We start from the raw sequence: 18581 nt of genomic DNA, 5'->3' as shown, positions 1-18581 counted from the left end.
CGGAAGCGGAGGTGACCCCGAGGCCCCTCACACCCCCGCGGCGAGGTGGTGGTAGACGGCGTTCCAGCGAAGCTCCTTCGCAAAGCCGGCGGGGGTGGTGGAGGAGTCGATGGTCAGCAGTTCGGTGCGGGTCATGGTGGCGAAGTGGTCGAGGGTCTCGGCGGAGACGGCCGTCGAGAGCACCGTGTGGTGCGGGCCGCCGGCCATCAGCCACGCCTCGGTGGAGGTGGACCAGGACGGCTCCGGCTCCCACACCGCGCACGCGACTGGCAGTGCCGGCAAAGGTTCGTTCGGTTCGACCAGTCGAACGGTGTTGGCCACCAGCCGGAATCGCGAACCCATGTCGCAGATGCCGAGGACACGAGCCGAGCCGGGTGCGGCGGTGAACCGCAACCGAACAGGGTCCTCGCGGTCGCCGATGCCGAGCGGATGCACTTCCAGGCTCGGGGTGTCCCCCGCGATCGACGGGCACACCTCGAGCATGTGGGAGCCGAGAATTCGCTCGGAGCCGGGCGTGAGGTCGTAGGTGTAGTCCTCCATGAACGACGTGCCGCCGGGCAGCCCGGCCCCCATGGTCTTGACCGTGCGAACCATGGTCGCGGTCTTCCAGTCACCTTCACCGCCGAATCCGTACCCGTCGGCCATCAACCTCTGCACGGCCAGACCGGGGAGTTGGCGCAGCGCGCCGAGATCCTCGAAATTGGTGGTGAAAGCGCCGAATCCGCCCTCGCTCAGGAACGTCCGCAGTCCCGATTCGATGCGGGCACCCTCGCGCACGGAGGAGTGCCGCTCACCACCCGGAAGTAGTTCGGGCGCAATGCGATACGACTGTTCGTACTGCTGCACCAGGTCGTCGATCTGGGATTCCGTGACCGCGAATACCCGCTCCACGAGGTCGTTCACCGAATAGGTGTTCACCGACACACCGAAATGTGCCTGCGCCTCCACCTTGTCGCCCTCGGTGACGGCGACGTCGCGCATGTTGTCACCGAACCGGGCGAGTCGCAGCGTCCGGAGCTCGGCGGCGCCGAGCGCTGCGCGCACCCAGGATCCGATCCGCTCGGTGGTGCGGTCGTCACTGACGTGGCCGGCGATGGTGGCGCGTGGGACCGACATTCGGGTTTGGATGTACCCGAATTCCCGGTCGCCGTGGGCGGCCTGGTTGAGGTTCATGAAATCCATGTCGATGGTCGCCCAGGGAATCTCGACACCGACCTGGGTATGCCAGTGCAACAACGGCTTACGCAGCGAACCCAGGCCTCGAATCCACATCTTGGCCGGCGAGAAGGTGTGCATCCACGCCACCACCCCGATGCAGCGGGGCGCGGCGTTCGCCTCCTCGATCACTGCCGCGATGGCGTCGGAGGAGGTGACCACCGGCGTCCACCGGACATCGACGGGAACGTGCTCACTGCGACCGAGTTGCTCGACCAGCCCCCTCGACTGATCGGCCACCTGGTCGAGGATGTCCTGGCCGTACAGACCTTGGCTTCCGGTGAGGAACCAGACCTCGTACTTCTCTGTCATCGCATTCCCTCGATCGTTCACTTGTTCTCCGCCGCGGCCGCTGATTGGCCGTAGACGTTCTGGTACCTGTCGTAGAGCCGGGCGACGTCACCCGGATCCATCGGAAGAGGTTGGCCCAGTTGTCGACTGATGTGCACCGTGCGTGCGACGTCCTCGACCATCACCGCAGCCTTGACGGCAGCACGAGCGGTGGGACCGACGGTGAACGGACCGTGGTTCTGCATGAGCACGGCCGACGAGCGACTGCTCCGCAGTGTCTCGACGATCCCGCGTCCGATCGAATCGTCCCCGATCAGCGCGAAGGGTCCGATGGGAATATCACCACCGAACTCGTCGGCGATCATGGTCAGGACGCAGGGGATCGGCTCGCCGCGTGCCGCCCACGCGGTCGCGTAGGTGGAATGGGTGTGCACCACACCACCGACCTCGGGCATGTGCCGGTAGACGTACGCGTGCGCAGCCGTGTCCGAGGACGGCGCGAGATCGCCGTCGACAAGATTGCCCTCGAGGTCGCACACCACGATCTTGTCGGGTGTCAGGTCGTCGTAGGACACGCCGGACGGCTTGATCACCAGCAGATCTCGGCCGGGGACGCGCGCGGACACGTTGCCCGCCGTCCAGATCACGAGGGCGTTGCGGGTGAGTTCGGCGTGCAGATCGCACACCTGCCTGCGCAGATCCTCGACCGTACTGTCCACTGCCGTCATGCCGTCACCTCGTGTGCCTCGGACACCGCTGCCGGTGCATCGGCACCGGCTGCGCGAGCGCGCAGTCGACGCATCATTCGATTGCCCCGGCCGAACCATTCGTGTAGTTCGACGTACTCGGCGTACAGCGCGTCGTATGCGGCCACGTTGTCGGGGATGGGCAGGAACGCCTCACGCGTGCGACGTCCCATCGCCGCCGACGCGGACGGAACGTCGGGGTAGACGCCGGCGGCGGTGGCCGCGTGGATCGCCGAACCGAGCGCCGGCGCCTGGGTGGACTCGACGCACGAGAGCGGCAGTCCGGTCACGTCGGCATAGATCTGCATGAGGAGGCGATTCTTGATCAGACCTCCGGCGACGACGAGCTCGTCGATGCCAACCCCGTTGCGCCCGAACGTCTCCACGATCATTCGGGTGCCGAACGCCGTGGCCTCGAGCAATGCCCGGTACTGATCGACGCAGGTGGTCGCGAGGGTCTGGCCCACGACAACGCCCGACAAATGATGGTCGACGAGTACCGAACGGTTCCCGCTGTGCCAGTCGAGTGCCACCAGTCCGTGGGCGCCGACGGCCTGTGCGGCGGCGAGGTCGGTGAGGTGTTCGTGCAGACCGATCCCGCGTGCCTCGGCGGCGTCGCGGTACTCGGCAGGCACGCAGTTGTCGATGAACCAGCCGAAGATGTCTCCGACACCGGATTGACCCGCCTCGTACCCCCACAACCCGTCGGTGATCCCGCCGAGAACAACCCCGCACATGCCCGGGACCACCCGCAGATCGGGGCCGTTCATGACGTGGCAGGTGGAGGTGCCCATGATGGCGACGAGTCGCCCGGGCTCGGCGGCATCGGCGGCCGCCACGGTGACGTGCGCGTCGACGTTGCCCACCGCGACGGCGATACCCTCGGGCAGCCCGGTCCAGGCGGCTGCCTGCGCGGTGAGAGTGCCTGCGGTATCGCCCAAACGGCCGATGGGGCGCTCGATCTTCTGCTCCACCACGTCGGCGAATCGCGGGTCGAGGGCACCGAGGAATTCGCGCGACGGGTACTGCCCGTCCTGGTGGATTGCCTTGTAGCCGGCCGTGCTCACGTTGCGTACGTACACCCCGCCGAGGCGCCAGACGATCCAGTCCGCGGCCTCGACCCAGCATTCGATGGCGTCGTAGATCTCGGGGTCGTCGTCGAGGATCTCGAGTGCCTTGGCGAACTCCCATTCGCTCGAGATCAGCCCGCCGTATCGGGGCAGCCACGCTTCTTCGCGCTGCGCCGCAAGGGCGTTGATCCGATCGGCCTGCGGCTGCGCGGCGTGGTGGCGCCACAGTTTCACGTAGGCGTGCGGCCGCCCCGCGAACTGGTCCAGCTCGCACAGCGGTGTGCCGTCGGCGAGCGCGGGAATCATTGTGCAGGCGGTGAAGTCGGTGCCGATCCCCACCACGTCGGACGGATCGATGCCGGCGGCGCGAACCGCGGAGGGGACCGCGATGCGCAGAACATCGATGTAGTCGCTCGGCACCTGCAGGGCGTAGTCCGGCGGAAGTGGGGCGGTGTCGTCGGGCAGGGTGGATGTGATTACGCCGTGCCGATACGCGTGCTCGGCCGATCCCATCTCCAGGCCGTCGGAAACCCGCACGACGAGGGCGCGGCCGGAGAGGGTGCCGAAGTCGACCCCCACCGTGTACTTGGTGCTGTGCGTCACAGGCGAATGTTAGCGTTAACATGGCGGGCGGTCAATGGTGGTGGGCCCGCGGACGGGGCGCTTAAACATTGCAGGACGGGCACCGTCGCTGTTAGCGTTCGCACACCGATCGCACGAGGTGGAAGCGATGACCACGACGTCCCGAATGCGTAAGCCGGTGATGGCCGATGTCGCCCTCCTGGCGGGGGTCTCGCATCAGACGGTGTCTCGGGTGATCAACGGCTCGTCCAGCATCCGACCGGAGACGCGGGTGCGGGTGGAGGCGGCGATCGCCGAGCTGGGATACCGCCCCAACAGCGCCGCACGCGCATTGGTCACCAATCGCTCGGGAATCATCGGGATCATCGGCAGCAACACGGCCCAGTTCGGACCGTCGAGCATTCAGCGGGCAGTGGAGGACGCGGCGCGCCAGGCCGGATTCTTCTCCAGCACAGTGGCACTCGGTTCGGTGACCCCAACCGATGTTCGCAGCGCGCTCGATCACCTCGCTCGGCTGTCCGTGGAGGCGGTGGTGATGATCGCCGCCCAGCACGATGCGCTGGCCGTCGTTCGGGCCGAGAAGTTCCCGGTACCGGTGATAGTGGTCGAAGGCGACCTGTCCGGTACCGGCCTGTCGGTGGGTGTCGATCAGGTGGGCGGGGCACGACAGGCCACCGAACATCTGATTACGCTGGGGCACAAGGTAATAGCGCACCTCGGGGGCCCGTCATCGTGGCCCGAGGCGGCCGCCCGCAGCCGCGGGTATTCCGACGCCATGCACGCCGCGGGCCTGGTGCCGCCACCGGTGCTGCACGGCGACTGGAGCCCGCGGCGCGGGTACGAACTCGGTGTCGACCTCGCAGCCGAGCGTGACGTGACCGCGATATTCGTCGCCAACGACCAGATGGCCATCGGGGTGCTGCACGCACTCGCCGAGGCAGGTCGACGCGTTCCCGATGACGTGAGCGTGGTGGGGTTCGACGACATACCCGAATCCGCCTACCTCACCCCCGCCCTGACGACGGTGCGGCAGGAATTCACCGCCGTGGGCCGGCTGGCCATCGAACTCGTTGCTGCGCAATTGAACAACCAGCCCACCACCACGGCACTGCTCCCCACCGAACTGGTGGTCCGGAGCAGCACCGCACCTCGTGCACAGCGCTAACGGCCGCCCCGGCGCTTGTTGTAGACGTCGAAGCCGACGGCCGCGAGCAAAACCAGGCCCTTGATCACCTGCTGGACATCGCTACCGATGCCCAGAATCGACATCCCGTTGTTGAGCACGCCCAGCACGGTGCCGCCGATGATCGCACCGAACACCGTGCCCACACCACCACTGGAGGACGCGCCTCCGATGAACGCCGCGGCGATGGCCTCGAGCTCGAAGTTGATGCCCGCCTGGGGAGTCGCCGAATTCAGGCGTGCCGCGAACATCAGCCCGGCGATCGCCGAGAGCATGCCCATGTTCACGAACACCATCAGCGTGATCCTCCGGTTGCGCACACCGGACAGTCGCGCGGCAAGGGCATTGCCCCCGACCGCGTACACCCGCCGCCCGAACACGCTGTTGCGCATCAGATATGCGTATCCCAGGGTCAGCACGACCAGGATGATGCCGACGACGGGCACACCCCGGTAGCTCGCCAGGAGCAGCGTCACGGCACCGAGCGCCAGAACTATCGCCACACACTTGGCCAGGAACAGCGCCGGCGACGACACTCGCTGCCCGAATCGGCCCTGCGCGCGCCGACGCCGGTACTGCACCACCACCGAGGCAACGATCACGATCACCCCCAGGATGACGGTCGGCCAGTGGTAGATCGCATTGGTGCCCCACTCGGGCAGGAATCCGCTGGCCACCTTCTGAAGACCGTCCGGCATCGGGGCGATCGACTGGCCCTCGAGGAGATACTGCGTCGCACCGCGGAAGAGCAGCATGCCGGCGAGCGTCACGATGAACGACGGGATCCCGACGTACGCAATCCAGAACCCCTGCCATGCACCGATCATCGCGCCCAGTCCGACGCACAGCACGACGGCAAGCAGCCACGGCACATCGTGGCGCACCATCAGCACGCCGCCCATCGCGCCGATGAATCCGGCCACCGATCCCACGGAGAGGTCGATGTGCCCGTCGATGATCACGATGACCATGCCGATCGCCAGGACCAGGATGTAGCCGTTCTGCTGAATGATGTTGGTGACGTTGAGCGGCTTGAGCAGAATGCCGTCGGTCCAGACCTGGAACAGCACGATGATCGCGACCAACGCTACGAGCATTCCGGATTGGCGTACGTGCGACATCAGGAAGCGCCACAGCTTGCGCACTGGCGACTGCGGCGGCGGCACAGCCCCCGGATCGGCCGCGGAGTCGGGTCCGGGGACGAGCGGCTCGACAGTGGTCGTCATCTAGATGCGGCCTTTCATCATGTAGCGCATCACGACCTCCTGGGTCGCCTCCGCAGCGCTGACTTCGCCGGTTAGCCGGCCCTGATTGAGGGTGTAGATGCGATCACACAGTCCGAGCAACTCCGGGAGCTCCGACGAGATCACCAGGACAGCCTTACCGCGAGCCGCAAGATCGTTGATGATGGTGTAGATCTCGTACTTCGCGCCCACGTCGATGCCGCGGGTCGGCTCGTCGAGGATCAGCACGTCCGGGTCGGTGAAGAGCCACTTGCTCAGCACCACCTTCTGCTGGTTCCCGCCGGACAGCGTGCCCGTGACGGTCCCCGCGGTCTCGGACCGAATGGCCATGGCTTTTCGGTACCGCTCACCGACCTCGGCTTCCTTGCGGTGATCGATCACCGACCGGCGGCTCACCCGTCCCAGGGACGGCAGCGTGATGCTGGCGGTGATCGAATCCATGAGGTTGAGCCCCAGCGCCTTGCGATCCTCGGTGGCGTAGGCGATTCCGTGCCCGATGGCCTGATCCACCGTGCGGGTGTGGATCTCCTCCGACCCCTTGTACACCCGCCCGGACACGTACTTCCCGTACGACCTGCCGAACACGCTCATCGCGAACTCGGTTCGCCCGGCACCCATCAGGCCTGCCATACCGACGATCTCGCCGGCACGCACATCCACCGACACGTCGTCGACCACCCTGCGCTGTTGGTCGATCGGGTGCAGCACCGTCCAATTCCGCACGGAGAAGGCGACATCGCCGATCTCGCGCTCGGGACGCGGCGGGAACCGGTGGGTGAGATCGCGCCCCACCATGCCCCGAACGATCCGGTCCTCGGTGAGTTCGGCACCGGCGGCCACGGTCTCGATCGTGCGGCCGTCACGCAGGATCGTCACCGAGTCTGCGATCCCCATCACCTCGTTCAGCTTGTGCGAAATGATGATCGACGTCATCCCCTCCTGACGCAGTCCGCGGATCAGGCCCAGGAGGTGCTCGCTGTCGGAGTCGTTGAGCGCGGCGGTCGGCTCGTCGAGGATCAGCAACCGCACGTCCTTGGCCAGCGCCTTGGCGATCTCGACCAACTGTTGCTTGCCGACACCGATGTCGGCGACCCTGGTCTGGGGGCTCTCCTTCAAACCGACCCGCTCGAGGAGTGCACTGGCCTTCTGCAACGACCGGTCCCAGTCGATGAAGCCGAATCGACGAGTCTCGTTGCCCAGAAACAGGTTCTCGGCGATGGACAGGTAGGGCACCAGGGCCAGCTCCTGGTGGATGATCGCGATCCCGGCCCGTTCGCTCATTCGCACGTCGCGGAAGAAGCACTCCTGCCCGTCGACGAGGATGCTGCCGTCGTAACTTCCGTGCGGGTACACCCCGCTGACCACTTTCATCAGGGTCGACTTTCCCGCGCCGTTCTCACCGCAGATGGCATGGATCGATCCGGTGTCCACGGTGAGATCGACCTCGGAGAGTGCCACCACGCCGGTGAACCGCTTGGTGATCCCACGCATCTCGAGAATCGGCGCGGGATCGCTCACTTGAGCTGGTCCTCGCTGTAGTAGCCCGACTTGACCAACACATCCTGATAGTTCGCCTTGTCGACGCTGACCGGCTGCAGCAGATAGGACGGGACCACCTTCGAGCCATTGTTGTACGAGGTGGTGTCGTTGACTTCCGGTGTACCTCCGGTGAGCAACGCGTTGGCCTGCGAGACAGCTGCTTTGGCCAGTTCGCGGGTGTCCTTGAACACGGTCTGAGTCTGCTCGCCTGCAACGATCGACTTCACGGACGCCAGCTCGGCGTCCTGACCGGTGACGATGGGCAGAGGCTTGTCGGGCGTGCCGTACCCCGAGCTCTTCAAGGCCGAGATCACACCGCGCGAAATGCCGTCGTACGGCGAGAGCACGGCGTCGAGTCGAGTGGTGGTGTAGGCCTGGCTGAGCAGATTGTCCATGCGCGACTGGGCGAGTCCGCCGTCCCACCGCAGGGTCGCCACCTGGTCGAAGGACGTCTGCCCGCTCTTGACCACGAGCTTGCCACTGTCGACGAAGGGCTTCAGCACCGACAGTGCGCCGTTGAAGAAGAAGGTGGCGTTGTTGTCGTCAGGAGATCCGGCGAACAGCTCGATGGTGAAGGGGCCCTTACCCTGCGCGACGCCGAGCTTGTCGGTGATGTACGACGCCTGGATAACGCCCACCTTGAAGTTGTCGAAGGTCGCGTAGTAGTCGACGTTGTTCGTGCCGCGGATGAGCCTGTCGTAGCTGACCACCGGGATCTTCTGATCGGCGGCGCGCTGGAGGATGGTTGTCAACGAGGACCCGTCGATCGGCGCGATCACCAAGAGCTTGACGCCTTTGGTGATCATGTTCTCGATCTGTGAGACCTGGTTCTGCACCACGTCGTCTCCGTACTGAAGGTCGGTGTCGTAGCCGAGGGCCTTGAACTGCTCGACCATGTTGTTGCCATCGGAGACCCACCGCTCGGACGACTTGGTGGGCATGGCGATCCCGACGGTCCCCTTCGCGTCCCCGCCCCCGCCACCGGTGTCGGTGCCGCGTCCGCAGCCGGTCACGAACACCGCGGTCAGCAGGACCAACAACGCTGCCAGCCAGGACACTCTTCGCATCGACGTCTCCTCGTCCATGAGCGCCCTGGATGTGAGCGCTAACACGACGCACAGTATGTGATGCGGGTCACCGCCGAGTCAATGGCCCCGTCGGTCCGGGAACCAGCTCTACCGGCGCGTCATGCGCGCGGTGGGATCACCTGTCATGGTTCGGCGTCGGCGGCGGGTAACCGAGGTCGCTGATCACCCGCAGCGCCGCGCACGGAAGGAGCCCGAGCGTGTGCCCGCCGGCAGCCGGGCAGGCGATGCGCGTATCGGGCGAGGAGTACGAGACGTGGGTCGCGTCGCCCCTACGGATGTCCGCCGCGGGATCACAACCGACGAGTCCGGTGCGGCAGATTCCCGGATTGCACACCGTGTCACCCGCCAGACAGAACGAACTCACCACCGAGGGGTACGCCGCCAGGAACGGTGCACTGTTGGCATCACCCGCCAGTGCGCCGTAGGCCACCGCCCCCGTCGCTCCCACCGCGGTCCCCTCGAGCCGCTCACCGATCCGCCCGGGTCTGGCGTTGGGATCGCCCAGCAACACGATCGACTCGATGGTCCCCAGGACACGCGAATCCTGCAGGTGATCGACCAGGTACCGGTTGATCACGTTCGCGCCCTGCGAGTAACCGGCGAGCACGGTCCGGGTGCGATCGCCGCACCGATCGACGAGCGCGTCGAGCAGCCGGGCCAGGTTGACGGCGCCCATCGCGACGGAATCTCGATAGTCGGACACCGCGTACGACAGCGAGACCGTCACCGGTGTCGCCGGGTATGACACCGCCAGCACCGAGATCCCCGACTGCGCCGCCGCGTCCTCGGAGACGAGGGAGGCGAGCCGATCGAGTGTCGAGCCCAGACCTCGGGCCGTCGTCGCCGGGTCGACGAACGCCTCGCTCGGGCCCGCGCCGGCTCGATAGCCCGCCAGATCCGGGGTTTGCGGTTGCTCCCCGGATCCGCGGACACCGACGAAGATCGGGGCGCCGCAGTCCACCGCACCCGGTCCGGCCGGTGGGGCCGCGGCCGGTGTGGCCGACCCGTTGCCCGTGGGGACATGGGCGGACGCGGGTGCGCCGAGCACGCTCAGCACCAGCACCAACACGGCGCACAGCACGGCAGACGCGCCGATCTCGGACGACAGTCTCCACCTCACGACATCACTCCTCGCCTCTGTGGCCGCGGCCGCATGTGTTTCGAATCATCGCACCGGTGGAATGCGAGACACAGTCAGCGCGCTGCACCGAGTACATCCACCCCGTGGCGAAAGGCCCAACCATGAGCGCACGCACCCCGGTCACCACCATGGTCGACGTCGTGATCGTCGGCTCCGGCTTCGGCGCTGTCGCGGCGGCCAAGCGACTCGGATTGTCGGACAAGTCCGTGCTGATGATCTCCACGAATCCGCACTACCTGTTCCAGCCGCTGCTGTACCAGGTCGCGACGGGCGTACTCGATGCCGAGACCATCGCGCCGCCCGCCACCGAGGTGCTGCGCCACTTCGAGAACATCACCATCGTGGAGGGCACGGTCACCGACATCGACCCGGATGCGTCCACCGTCACCTATGGCACGGCGACCGGGCACGTCGAGGTCACCTACGGCTCCCTGATCGCCGCTACCGGCGCCTCGCAGTCGTACTTCGGGCACGACGAGTACGCCGAGCGCACCTTCGCCCTCAAGACGCTCGACGACGCCACGCGCCTGCGCGAGCAGATCGTCGACCGCCTGGCCGAGGCTCGCACCACCGAGGACCCCGAGCGCCGGGCCGCTGCGTCGAGCTTCGTGATCGTCGGTGCGGGAGCGACGGGCGTCGAGGTTGCCGGCCAACTCACCGAACTCGCCCGTCGTCACTACCGGCAGGACATCACCGTCACCCTCGTCGACGGCATGTCGGAGGTACTGCCCTTCTACGGCGGCCACCTGAGCCGATACACCCGCCGCACGCTGGAGGACTCCGGGGTCGAGGTGCTGCTGAACTCGTTGGTCACCGATATCGAGGACGGCGTCGTGACCGTCAACGTCAAGGGAGGCGCGACGCGGACGCTGCGCGCTGACACCGTGGTGTGGTCCGCCGGAGTGCAGGCCGCGGACTTCGCGGAAACCCTGGCCAAGGCGACCGGCTGCGACCGTGACCGCGCGGGACGAGTGCTGGTGAACCCTGATCTCACAGTGGCCGACGCCGACAACATCTTCGCCATCGGCGACATGACCTCACTGAAGGACTACCCCGGTCAGAGCCCCGTCGCCATGCAGCAGGGCCGTCATGCGGCCGGCATCATCACCGGCAGCAGGCGTCCCGGCGCCGAGTTCCACTACTTGGACAAGGGGTCGATGGCCACCATCAGAACAGGACACGCCGTGGTGAACATCCACGACATCGTCAAGCTCACGGGCCTGCCTGCCTTCGGGGCATGGCTCGGCGTGCACGTGTTCTACCTCGCCGGACTGTCCAACCAGATCGACACGGTGAACCGATGGGTCGAAGCGTTCCTCGGCCGGCAGCGGCCCGGATTCCGACAGGCCGACAACGGCTGAGATCGAGAGCACCGGGGATCGAGAACGCAACGGCAGCACGCGGATTGCCGCGCCGGTCGGTCCTAGGCCGGGGGGCCGAGAAGACCGTCCATGATGTACTCGGCCAGTCCCGAGATGGTCAGTGACGGGTTGGCTCCACCGGCATTGCCGGGAACCATCGCACCGTCGACGACAAACAACCCCGCATGGCCCTCGACCTGACCCGTCGCATCGGTGGCGTAACCGAACGGCACCCCGCCGAGCAAGTGCACCGTGAATCCGAGGAGCGCACGATCGGCCACGGAGCCGATGTGGAAACCCGCCATGGGTTCCGTGGCGTGCTCGAACACGCGGTTCTGCACACGGTTGGCCGCCGCGGCCGCGTCGTCGAGCATGCCCGAGTCGAACGGCAGAAGATGCTGGCCGTCAACGGTTTTCCAGTCGCGACGGTTGGTCCAGTCCGCTGTCATGGTCAACTGCGCCAGCGCGGGGGCACCGATGGGCAACCCGGCCGACGGCAACCCCATGTTCTCCACCCGCACCGGCGCGTAGTTCTCGTCGTCGTCGACGATCGCCGAGGACACCAGCGGTGAGGCTTGCGGTAGCGGCGGGCCCGACAGTGTGCGCACCGTGACCTGATCGCCGTTGTCGCCTACCTGAGTTCCAATGTGCTCGTTGAGGTTCGCGAGGGTTCCCGTCATCCGAGCGTCGAGCAGGAGTTTGGTGGTGTTGCGCGCTCCGGCTCCCAGGAACACCCGATCGGCCGTGTAGGTGACACGGCGGGCCACCGACGCATCCGGGTTCAAGACGTCGGTGTGCACCTCGTAGCGCCCGTTCGCCGTCCCGATCCCGGTCACCGAATGAAGCAGGCGCAGTTCTGTTGTCGGGCGCGCCAGCGCGCCGGCGAGGATGGTGCGCGACACCTCGAGCTTGGCGCCGTTGGAGTTGCCCAGCAGCATCTCGCCCACGGTCGCGGACCTGCGCACCTGCCCGGCGAGTTCGGCGCGCACCACATCCCAGTCGTAGGCAACCGGAATCTGGAAGGTCGGCATACCGGCGGCCGCCATCTGCGCGTCGAAGGTACGGGCGTGGCGGAACGGCTCGCTGGCATACACCTCACCGGGCACCGTCGAAGACCCGATCTTGCGCAGCGCACGCGGCCAGTACGTGGCCTCCATCTCGGCGTAGCCGGGGCATCGCGTGAAGATCTTGTCGTAGTAACGCTTCAGGGGAGCAACCGTGGCGCCGGCGTAGATCACGGACCCGCCGCCCAGACACGCGCCGGTGAGCACCACTTCCTGGCCGTGCAGTTGCGCATCGAGCAGGCCGGTGGTGCGTCGAAGAGTCGGCTCCCACAGGTAGTCCGAACTCCAGAACTCGACGTCCGACGGGAACACCTTGGCCTGGTTGTCGTGGGGGTAGGCGCGCCCACGCTCGAGCACGAGGGTGTCGATGTCGTGCTCGCTCAGGCGCTGGGCCGCAATGGATCCCCCGAAACCGGTACCCACCACGATGGCCGAGTAGTGGGTACGCTCCGGCGCCGCGGCGGCCGGTCGCGGCAGCGTTGCCAGGAGAGCGCCGGCACCGATTCCGGTCAGCAGACTGCGCCGTGACAGAACGCGGTTCACGGCATCGAGAAGGAGAAGCCCTGGACGAACATCCCGACCGTCCGACCGTTGGGGAACAGGGCGCGCAGCTGCGGGCTTCCCTCCACGACATCGATGTCGACGGTCTGGAACTGCACGCGCACGGTGTCCATGGCACCCAGGCCGAGCACGAGATCCAGGCGTTTGCCGGTGCCGTCCACCGTCTGGGTTCCGACGATCGGGCCGATCTGCTGCGGGAAACTGATGCCGGCCCGAGCACCGAGGACACCCATCACGTCACCGGCGGGAATGCTGAACTCCGGGCCCACCGGAGCCCGGCTGAAGCGAACCCGGTACCCGTCGCCCCTGACCTCGACGGTGGTGTCGGTGGCGGGATGACCGGTGAAGGCCCCCAGCGTCTTCGGCAGCGCCCAGTTCTTGCGGCCGTTGCGCATGGTCAGGTGCTGGGAGACCGGCAGGAATCCCACGTTCAGATGCGCCGACAAACCCTGCAGGTATCCCGTCCCCCCGAGCACCTCGTCGTAGCTGCCCGCCGGGTTTCCCGGGTAGTTGACCACACCGCCCCACTTGAACAGCGGTACCGATCCCGGCCGGAGCTCGGTCGGGAGCAGATCGGTGTCGCCGAGGGCAGGCGGCGAGAGCCAGATGAACCCGTTGAGCTTGCAGTCCCAGGGTCCGGGGACGTCGGCCGCGTTCAGCGCCGGGGCCTCGCGTGGGCCGAACGATGCCTCCGGGATGGCGGACCCGACCGTGGTCCACGCGGGCAGGTCGTCCGGCAGCGGCGGCAGCGACGACAGCGGGCGGGTGAAGTCCGCCAACTCCGGCGGGACCACCGGAAGGGGTGGGACGGTGGACACGGGTGAGGCAGGGGACACCGGTGAGGCAGGGGACACCGGTGAGACGGTCGAGCCCGGTATCACCAGCGGGGTCGCGGTGAACGGGTCAGCCGAGGCGGCCGGCGTCAGGGCGCCGGTGACCAGCACGGTGGCAGCGATGACGGCCGCGCCTCGCCGTGCGTGTCGAGCCAGGTCGACGCTCGAAAACATGCATATCCCCCATTTTGTGCCCACTTTACGTATTGACGGTATGTCTACCGGGTCGTGCGCGGGCCGTCGAACTCGGCGTCCGTGATGCTGCTCACCGCCGCGAACCCATCGGTGCCGGCCCGGTCCGCTCGACTCGTGTTCGCTCGCCGTCCATGTCCACGTCGATCACTCGCCAACGGGACGCCGCCGAGCGCACGTTGCATGGACCGCATGCTCAGCCGCCCCACCAATCCTGACGGGCTCACGCCCAACACCGGTGTCCCGACCGGAATCGCCGAACAGATGACCGCCGCAGAGCAGTACGACTGGCACCGCCGGTATCTGAGGGCACGCCCGGTCTCACGCCGGAACTTCCTCACGGGTGCCGCCGCCGTTGCCGCGGCCGCCGGGCTCGGAAACTCGGCCTTCTCGTCCGTCGCGTACGCCGCCGACGCCCCGCTGGCAATCGGTGGGCGGCACCTGTCGTTCGGCAACGACCCCGCCACCGAGATCACCTTCTCGGCACAGCTCTCCCGCAACCCCGGTGCAGCGACAGTGGTACTCGACTACGGACCGACTCCCCTGCTCGGCGCGAGCGTCCAGGCCCGGACACTCAATCTCATCAGCCAGGTCCCCCGGTCGGACAGCGGCGTGCTCGGAGCCGAGCAGTTCTATGTGCACGCGCAGGTGAGCGGACTGGCCCCGCACACGCAGTACTTCTACCGGTGGCGCACCGCCGACGGCACCACCACCGCCCTTGCGACGGCTCGAACTGCCTATCCCCGTGGACGTTTCGGCGCCTTCCGATTCACCATGATGGCCGATCAAGGAATCGACGACACACCCACGCAGCCGCCCGGCCTCCGGCCCGGCGACTACGACAACCAGACCACCGACCCCGACGACCTACCCGGCATAGCGCACGCGAAGAACATCGTCGCGCAGATCGCGGCCAGCAGTCCCGACTTCCACATCCTCGGCGGGGACATCTCGTACGCCGACGTCGCCGGAAGGGGCAAGCCGCAGATATTCACACCCAGCGGCGGATCAACACCTGCCGGGTTCGGTCGGTACAACCCGTACATGTGGGACGGATACTTCGCCGAGATCGAACCCTCGGCCGCGACCACACCGTGGTTCTTTGCCGGCGGCAATCACGACATCGAGAGTCTGTACAGCCCCAATGGCTATGGTGCACATGAGATTCGACTGGCTCAGCCCACCAACGGTCCAACAGGGTGCCCACTGACCTACTCGGTGGTGTACGGCAACCTGGCCGTCCTCTCACTCGACGCCAACGACGTCTCGCACGAGGTGACCGCCATCGCGGGGTACAGCGGCGGACGTCAACAGTCCTGGCTGGAAACAACTCTCGCTGATCTGCGCGCCGATCCGGACGTCGACTTCATCGTCGCGTTCTATCACGAGTGCGCATACTCGACCACCAAGGACCACTCCAGCGACGGCGGGGTGCGCGCAGCGTGGACCCCGCTGTTCGACAGGTACCACGTGGATGCGGTGTTCCAGGGGCACAACCATGTCTTCGAGCGAACCGACCCCATCCGCGCCGGCGCACCCACCAAGGCCGCACCCGACGGGTCGACGGTCTCGAGTACCACCGACGGCACCGTCTACTACACCGTCGGCGGCGGCGGCAATTCGCGCTACGCCTTTCCCGACGGCGTCCAGGAGAGCTACCGCGGCTCCGCGCTGGTCGACACCTCGGTGCCCAACAGCTACGTGTGGGCGGCCGACGGTAGCAAGACACCCGAGGCGGTGCAGTGGTCGCGGGTGCGGTTCCGCTCGTACTCGTTCGTGCGCGCCGACGTCCGACCGGGCATCCCGGGGATCGTGCCCAGCCGCATGAGCATCGCCGGTGTCGACGAATACGGCCGCGAGTTCGACCAACTCACCTTCGAGCGGGCAGTTCCGCTGGTGTCGGGGTTGGACCTCGGCTCGTCGTCATCGGGGGCTTTCGGGTCCTGATCGAGCACCCGCGTGGCTTATCGACAACGATTGTCATATCGCCGTACCCTCTCGCAATGCCCGTCTTCCCTTTCACCGCCATCGTCGGCCAGGACGGCCTCAAGCGCGCGCTCCTACTGTGCGCGGTCGACCCCGCCATTGCCGGGGTACTGGCGCTCGGCGACCGTGGCACCGCGAAGTCCACTCTCGTCCGCTCTCTCGCCGACCTGCTCGCCCTTGCCGAGATCGACGCTCCCGTCGTCGATCTTCCGCTCGGTGCCACCGAGGATCGCGTGGTCGGCGCACTCGACATCCGTGCAGCCCTCGACGACGGCTCGGCGCGCTTTTCGCCCGGCCTGCTCGCCAGGGCGAACGGCGGCTTCCTGTACGTCGACGAGGTGAACCTTCTCGACGACTTCCTCGTCGACCTGCTCCTCGACGTCGCGGCCAGCGGCACCAACATCGTCGAGCGGGATGGAATCAGCCATACACACCCCGCTCGATTCGTCCTCGTCGGCTCCGGCAACCCCGAGGAGGGGGGCCTGCGACCGCAACTCGAGGACAGATTCGGCCTGTCCACCCACGTGGCCACCATCACCGATATCCCCGCCCGATGCGAGATCGTCCGTCGCCGACTCGACTTCGACGCCCATCCCGCTCCATTCTTCGCCCAGTACGCTGCCGCACAGCAGACACTGGCCGCTCGATTGGCCGACGCTCGGCAAGCTCTTCCCACTATCGAGATGGACGACCGTCTCGTGTCCACCGCAGTGACGCTCTGCGTGGAAGCCGGAGCGGTGGGACATCGGGCAGAGGTGGTGCTCATTCGCGCTGCGCGAGCGCTGGCGGCCCTCCACGGACACACCCACGCCCGTCCTGAGCACCTACGCGATGTTGCTGTTCCCGTTCTGCGTCATCGCATCTCGCGCGATCCGTTCGAATTGCCGGCACGTACGGACGCTCGGGTGAGCAACGCCGCTGTCGCGGTGCTGGGGCACCACCGAGCCGCGTGAAGTCCACGCTGCCGTGGGAGAGCCCGGCCGAGAATCTCCTCACCGACACCGCGCAGCGCCTGGCAACGCTGTGGCGACGCGGCCATCGGTTCTCGATCCTGCTGGTCGGTGACAGCTGGGGGCGCGAGCGGGTGCTCGCACACCTACGGCCCGTCGACGCGCCGACGATCAGTGCTGCCACCTCGGCTCAGGATCTGACGTGCCCCGTCTCGCCGACAGGCGCAGCGGTCCCTTCGCTGATCGAACGCGCTCGGAGCAGTGCACTGGTGATCGCCGCCGCCGATCTGCTCGACGCAGACGTCACGGCACTGGTCGACTGCGACAGAATCCTCGCGTCGGCCCCCGATGTGGAATCCGTTACGCCCGTGCTGCTGTCGCGGCTGCCGGTGATCATCGGCATCGGGGTGCGCCCCACGCGGCGATGCCTAAGGCCGCCCAACGATGACGACCCGATGCGCTGGAGCGTCGAAGCCCTCGACCGCAACGGCTTTCGCAACCATCTGCTCGACATCGGCGCTGCACGGGCGGCGATGATCACTGCGGAGGCAGGCCTGGACATGCGCGCCGTCGTCGCCCGATTCGTGATCGAACCTCGCCTGGCACCCATGCTCGACACTCGCACCATGTCCCCCACCTCGTCCGAGGCCGTCGATGTCGATGTCGACAGCGACCAGTCCAGCGGCGACGAAGACGACCTGAGTCACGACGCCGCCGAGGTCACCCGAACGCCGGACACCGAGGCAGAGGACGGCGACCTCCCGGCCTGGGCGACGATCGCGACGGCACGGCGGTACGAGAGTACGCGGAGGCCCGGGCGCCGAGGGGCCACGGCGGTAGCCGGCCGAGGACGCGTGCGACGGGTGCTCGACTACCACCCCACGCGAGGACTCGACATCACCCGGACTCTTCTGGCTGCGGTTCGGCAGGGCGGGCTCGACGAGAACGCCCTGCGCAGCTCCCTGCGAACCCGCCGTGGGGGGCGCCTGACCATTGTGATCATCGATCGGTCGGACTCCATGGGGCGGATGCGTTCACGTGCCGCCGTTGCGATGGCGACGTCGGTGATCGGTCAGGTGACCCGCGATCGCTCCGAACTCGCCGTCATCAGTGCCCGCGGCGCGACCGCGCACGTCGCACTCGAGCCCACCACCAACCTGCCGGCGGCAACCCGGATACTGCGATCCCTACCCACCGGCGGGGGCACGCCGCTGGCATCGGCGTTCCTGCTCGCCGTCGCCCTCGTACCTCCCGAGAGCAGCACCCGGGTACTGGTTCTCACCGACGGCAGCGCAAACGTGCGCCTGGACGATTCCGTGACAGACCCTGTCGGCAATTCTGTGACAGCCCCTGTGGGGAACGCCCGAACCCAGGCACAGGCATGTCTGCGACTGCTGGTCGGGGCGTGCGAGCAGGTGCTCGTGGTGCCCCACACCGCGCCCGGGGTTCGGATCCGCGACGCCGACCTCGACTGGTTGCGGCGGGCCGGCGCCATTGTGCGCACATCTGTGGACTGATCACAGAGCATCCAGTCG

Annotated in this window: 14 protein-coding genes; 5 read left to right on the top strand and 9 right to left on the bottom strand. The window is 67.1% G+C overall.

Going from position 1 to position 18581, the window contains the following annotated elements; all coding sequences use genetic code 11:
* Positions 1 to 27 precede the first annotated feature (27 nt).
* From araA to araB, 3 genes are read right to left on the bottom strand one after another with little or no spacing between them, the layout of a single operon-like run.
* The gene (araA, locus tag ACY48E_RS05595) at positions 28 to 1527 is read right to left on the bottom strand and encodes an L-arabinose isomerase (RefSeq protein WP_462871120.1); all 1500 of its coding nucleotides are present in this window, start codon (positions 1525 to 1527) and stop codon (positions 28 to 30) included.
* Between the two features lie 17 nt (positions 1528 to 1544).
* A complete protein-coding gene (locus tag ACY48E_RS05590; protein ID WP_462871119.1) occupies positions 1545 to 2234 on the bottom strand; it encodes an L-ribulose-5-phosphate 4-epimerase in 690 nt (229 codons plus the stop codon).
* A complete protein-coding gene (gene araB / locus ACY48E_RS05585; RefSeq protein WP_462871118.1) occupies positions 2231 to 3925 on the bottom strand; it encodes a ribulokinase in 1695 nt (564 codons plus the stop codon). Before araB ends, ACY48E_RS05590 begins: the two co-directional genes overlap by 4 nt.
* Positions 3926 to 4052: 127 nt before the next feature.
* Between araB and ACY48E_RS05580 the strand changes: the two genes are divergently transcribed.
* Positions 4053 to 5069: a LacI family DNA-binding transcriptional regulator gene (locus ACY48E_RS05580; RefSeq protein ID WP_462871117.1), complete on the top strand. Its 1017-nt coding sequence runs from the start codon at positions 4053 to 4055 to the stop codon at positions 5067 to 5069.
* On the opposite strand, the gene mmsB is transcribed toward ACY48E_RS05580, so the two are convergent.
* The 4 genes from mmsB to ACY48E_RS05560 all read right to left on the bottom strand — a co-directional run bounded on the left by mmsB (position 5066) and on the right by ACY48E_RS05560 (position 10078).
* Entirely contained in the window at positions 5066 to 6313 is a 1248-nt protein-coding gene (gene mmsB / locus ACY48E_RS05575) for a multiple monosaccharide ABC transporter permease (protein WP_462871116.1), read from the bottom strand. The genes ACY48E_RS05580 and mmsB overlap by 4 nt on opposite strands.
* On the bottom strand, positions 6314 to 7822 hold the full coding sequence (mmsA, locus tag ACY48E_RS05570) for a multiple monosaccharide ABC transporter ATP-binding protein (protein ID WP_462871232.1): 1509 nt from the start codon (positions 7820 to 7822) through the stop codon (positions 6314 to 6316).
* A gap of 23 nt (positions 7823 to 7845) precedes the next feature.
* The gene (gene chvE / locus ACY48E_RS05565; RefSeq protein WP_462871115.1) at positions 7846 to 8937 is read right to left on the bottom strand and encodes a multiple monosaccharide ABC transporter substrate-binding protein; all 1092 of its coding nucleotides are present in this window, start codon (positions 8935 to 8937) and stop codon (positions 7846 to 7848) included.
* A 136-nt stretch (positions 8938 to 9073) separates the two neighbouring features.
* Complete coding sequence (locus tag ACY48E_RS05560; RefSeq protein WP_462871114.1) at positions 9074 to 10078, bottom strand: cutinase family protein; 1005 nt, start codon at positions 10076 to 10078, stop codon at positions 9074 to 9076.
* 122 nt (positions 10079 to 10200) lie between these two features.
* On the opposite strand from ACY48E_RS05560, the gene ACY48E_RS05555 reads away from it, so the two are divergent.
* Positions 10201 to 11460: an NAD(P)/FAD-dependent oxidoreductase gene (locus tag ACY48E_RS05555; RefSeq protein ID WP_462871113.1), complete on the top strand. Its 1260-nt coding sequence runs from the start codon at positions 10201 to 10203 to the stop codon at positions 11458 to 11460.
* Between the two features lie 62 nt (positions 11461 to 11522).
* Here the strand turns inward: ACY48E_RS05555 and ACY48E_RS05550 are convergent, their stop codons facing one another.
* Both ACY48E_RS05550 and ACY48E_RS05545 read right to left on the bottom strand, forming a co-directional pair.
* Positions 11523 to 13067, bottom strand: coding sequence for a GMC oxidoreductase (locus ACY48E_RS05550; RefSeq protein WP_462871112.1), 1545 nt, complete (start codon positions 13065 to 13067; stop codon positions 11523 to 11525).
* The gene (locus tag ACY48E_RS05545) at positions 13064 to 14092 is read right to left on the bottom strand and encodes a hypothetical protein (protein WP_462871111.1); all 1029 of its coding nucleotides are present in this window, start codon (positions 14090 to 14092) and stop codon (positions 13064 to 13066) included. Before ACY48E_RS05545 ends, ACY48E_RS05550 begins: the two co-directional genes overlap by 4 nt.
* A gap of 210 nt (positions 14093 to 14302) precedes the next feature.
* On the opposite strand from ACY48E_RS05545, the gene ACY48E_RS05540 reads away from it, so the two are divergent.
* Genes ACY48E_RS05540 through ACY48E_RS05530 form a run of 3 tightly spaced genes read left to right on the top strand, consistent with a single transcriptional unit; the run spans position 14303 to position 18563 of the window.
* Positions 14303 to 16057 carry a metallophosphoesterase gene (locus ACY48E_RS05540; protein WP_462871110.1) on the top strand — a complete coding sequence of 585 codons (1755 nt, stop codon included), beginning with the start codon at positions 14303 to 14305 and terminating at the stop codon, positions 16055 to 16057.
* Positions 16058 to 16113: 56 nt separating this feature from the next.
* Positions 16114 to 17049, top strand: a complete 936-nt coding sequence (locus ACY48E_RS05535) for an ATP-binding protein (RefSeq protein ID WP_462871109.1) — start codon at positions 16114 to 16116, stop codon at positions 17047 to 17049.
* A complete protein-coding gene (locus tag ACY48E_RS05530) occupies positions 17046 to 18563 on the top strand; it encodes a VWA domain-containing protein (RefSeq protein ID WP_462871108.1) in 1518 nt (505 codons plus the stop codon). Before ACY48E_RS05535 ends, ACY48E_RS05530 begins: the two co-directional genes overlap by 4 nt.
* The last annotated feature ends 18 nt before the right edge of the window (positions 18564 to 18581 follow it).

The sequence above is a fragment of the Rhodococcus sp. AZ1 genome, from assembly GCF_054979605.1.
The sequence above is the reverse complement of the archived record's forward strand: the minus strand, read 5'-3'. Positions and strand labels throughout refer to the sequence as shown.

Bases quoted from the DNA above. Each gene is read 5' to 3' on its own strand.
- araA (WP_462871120.1), bottom strand. From the start codon at position 1,527: ATGACAGAGAAGTACGAGGTCTGGTTCCTCACCGGAAGCCAAGGTCTG.
- ACY48E_RS05590 (WP_462871119.1), bottom strand. From the start codon at position 2,234: ATGACGGCAGTGGACAGTACGGTCGAGGATCTGCGCAGGCAGGTGTGC.
- ACY48E_RS05580 (WP_462871117.1), top strand. From the start codon at position 4,053: ATGACCACGACGTCCCGAATGCGTAAGCCGGTGATGGCCGATGTCGCC.
- mmsB (WP_462871116.1), bottom strand. From the start codon at position 6,313: ATGACGACCACTGTCGAGCCGCTCGTCCCCGGACCCGACTCCGCGGCC.
- mmsA (WP_462871232.1), bottom strand. From the start codon at position 7,822: ATGCGTGGGATCACCAAGCGGTTCACCGGCGTGGTGGCACTCTCCGAG.
- chvE (WP_462871115.1), bottom strand. From the start codon at position 8,937: ATGCGAAGAGTGTCCTGGCTGGCAGCGTTGTTGGTCCTGCTGACCGCG.
- ACY48E_RS05555 (WP_462871113.1), top strand. From the start codon at position 10,201: ATGAGCGCACGCACCCCGGTCACCACCATGGTCGACGTCGTGATCGTC.
- ACY48E_RS05545 (WP_462871111.1), bottom strand. From the start codon at position 14,092: ATGTTTTCGAGCGTCGACCTGGCTCGACACGCACGGCGAGGCGCGGCC.
- ACY48E_RS05540 (WP_462871110.1), top strand. From the start codon at position 14,303: ATGCTCAGCCGCCCCACCAATCCTGACGGGCTCACGCCCAACACCGGT.
- ACY48E_RS05535 (WP_462871109.1), top strand. From the start codon at position 16,114: ATGCCCGTCTTCCCTTTCACCGCCATCGTCGGCCAGGACGGCCTCAAG.